The organism is bacterium (genome assembly GCA_024224155.1).
Taxonomy (GTDB): Bacteria; Acidobacteriota; Thermoanaerobaculia; order Multivoradales; family JAHEKO01; genus CALZIK01.
Genome location: JAAENP010000405.1, coordinates 1 through 2,483, shown reverse-complemented (window position 1 = coordinate 2,483; position 2,483 = coordinate 1). Strand labels below are relative to the sequence as shown.

Annotated in this window: 1 protein-coding gene and 1 pseudogene; both read left to right on the top strand. The window is 61.5% G+C overall.

The features are described from left to right. Window positions 1–130: pseudogene (locus GY769_20360) on the top strand (IS91 family transposase). A gap of 443 nt (window positions 131–573) precedes the next feature. Further along, on the top strand, window positions 574–2,094 hold the full coding sequence (locus GY769_20355; protein MCP4204276.1) for an IS1634 family transposase: 1,521 nt from the start codon (window positions 574–576) through the stop codon (window positions 2,092–2,094). Window positions 2,095–2,483 lie beyond the last annotated feature (389 nt).

Sequence of the window (2,483 nt, the reverse complement as noted above, 5' to 3'; positions counted from 1 at the left end):
TCAATATCAATGTCGCGATTGCGACCACCGGTTCTGGGTGTACCACGGCTGCCGCAATCGCGCCTGTCCCGCCTGTCATGGCCGCCAGATGCGTGATTGGCTTGCGGCCAGGCAGGCGGAACTCCTACCCCAAGTTGCGCAGTTCGGACCGAAAATAGAAAATCTTCGCCAAGCCCTCCCCGCCTGCCGTGACGTGAGAGGCGGTTTTTCTCACCGATCGCATTGCGGATTGCGATGTAGTCAAAACCTACCCCCTTGAACCCGGTCTTCCATCCTGGGAACTTGGTGGATGCCATGGAGGGCGCGCTGATGTTCCTGAAACGGATTCGTGTTGCTGGGAATGGCAAACGCCGCACCTACTGGGCGTTGGTCAAATCGGTTCGCACCGCTCGCGGCCCCCGACACCAAGTGGTTGCCTACCTGGGGGAATTACAGGGGTCAGAACGAGCGGGGTGGGCCCACGTGGCCCGCATTCTGGACCATCGACCGGAGCCCGTGCTTCCGCTTTTTGACGGGCCCGCATCCCCGGAGCCGGTTCCCGAGAAAGTTGAAGTTCGGGTTCGGGGGGCCCGCGTGGAACGGACCCGCGATTTCGGCGATGTCTATCTTGGTTTGACGCTTTGGCGGGCCTTGGGACTGGACGATCTTCTCGAACGTCTGATTCCCCGGGGTCGGGAGGAGGTTCCCTGGTCGGTAGTAGCGACCATCTTGACCTTGGGGCGGTTCTGCGAGCCGTCGAGTGAGCTCCATATCGCGGACACTTGGTACGAACGGACCGCCCTGGATGATCTGCTCGGCGTTTCGGCAAACGAGGTCAACAAGGATCGGCTCTACCGGGCCCACACCCGTGTCTTGCCGCACAAGGAGGCGATCGAGAAGCATCTCAAGGAGCGGTTTACGACGCTGTTCGATGCCCAGTTTGATCTGATGTTCTACGACATCACCTCGACCTACTTCGAAGGTGAAGCCAAGGCCAATCCCCAAGCGAAGCGGGGCTATTCCCGTGACAAACGGCCGGATTGCAAGCAAGTGTGCATCGGTCTGGTGGTCACGCGTGAAGGGCTGCCGGTGGCGTACGAAGTGTTCGATGGCAACCGGAACGACGCGACGACGCTGGAGGAGATCGTGGCGACGATGGAGAAGCGGTATGGCCAGGCCCGGCGAATCTGGGTGATGGATCGGGGTATGGTCCACGAGGAGAACCTGGCTTACCTGCGTGATCGGGGCGGCCAATACATCGTGGGCACGCCGAAGTCGATGCTGCGTTCGTATGAGCAGGCGCTGGTGGACCAGGGTTGGACGGAGGTCCAGGAAGGCGTCGAAGTCAAGTTGTGTTCAGGCCCCGAAGGTGAGGAAACCTTCATTCTGTGCCGCAGTGCCGCCCGTCGCGAGAAAGAGAAGGCGATGCATGCCCGCTTCGAGAAACGCATTGAAGATGCTCTCACCAAGCTTGCCGGCCGTCTCGATCGGGCGAAGAAAAAGCCTGACCGCAGCCAGGTCGAACGGCAGATCGGTCGAATTCTGGGCCGGAACTCGCGGGCGGCCGGCCTCTTCGACGTGAAGGTGGCCGAGATCGAACGGGCGGGCGTCAAAGGGCACCTCGAGGTCACCTGGACCAAGCGTGCCGCGTGGCGTCAGTGGGCCGAGTTGAGCGAGGGGTGTTACCTGCTGCGAACCAACCTCACGGACTGGACGGCCGAAGCCCTGTGGCTGACGTACATCCAACTGACTCAGGCCGAGGCGGCATTCCGTACGCACAAGAGCGAGCTGCACCTGCGTCCGATCTGGCACCACTACGAAGAGCACGTGCAGGCCCACATCCTGTTCTCGTTCCTGGCCTACGTGATCTGGAAGACCCTGGAGCAATGGATGTCTCGATCCGGCTTAGGCAACGGTCCTCGGCCGGTGATCGAGGAACTGGCCCGGATCAAGACCAACGACGTGGTGCTGCCGACCTCGACGGGCCGGGCGATCCGGATCCGTTGCGTGACGACGCCCGATGAGTCCCAGCGGATCCTTATGAACCACCTGGGGCTGAAGCTTCCTTCCCGTCTGGGCGAGCCCCAGTGGCAGGGATTGGGCGTGCGGATGTAGTCAAAACTTTCGCCGAAAATCGGCCCTGGCGCTATCGCGAGGGCCGCTCGACTCGCTGAACTGCGCAACTTGGGCTAGGGGCCCCAGGCCAGGTGACGCATGTATGTAGGCCTCGCGGCCAGGGGACCCAAACCCTGATATGAGTTGATATTCTGTGTATACGCTCGCCCGACCGATCTCCTGCCGGCGCGGTGGCACATGTTATCGGATGTTGGGCAGGGCGAATTGACGTGCGGAGGTCCGTGCGCCGCGATTCGGTCCTGCGACGCGGTTTGCCTCTTCGGGCAAGGTCTATAGAATGCCGCGGTCAAACCCTTCCGGAGGCGAGCCATGAGAGCTGTGACGGTGCTGATGTTGTGTTCGCGGTCGGCGAGTTTAAGGAGACATAC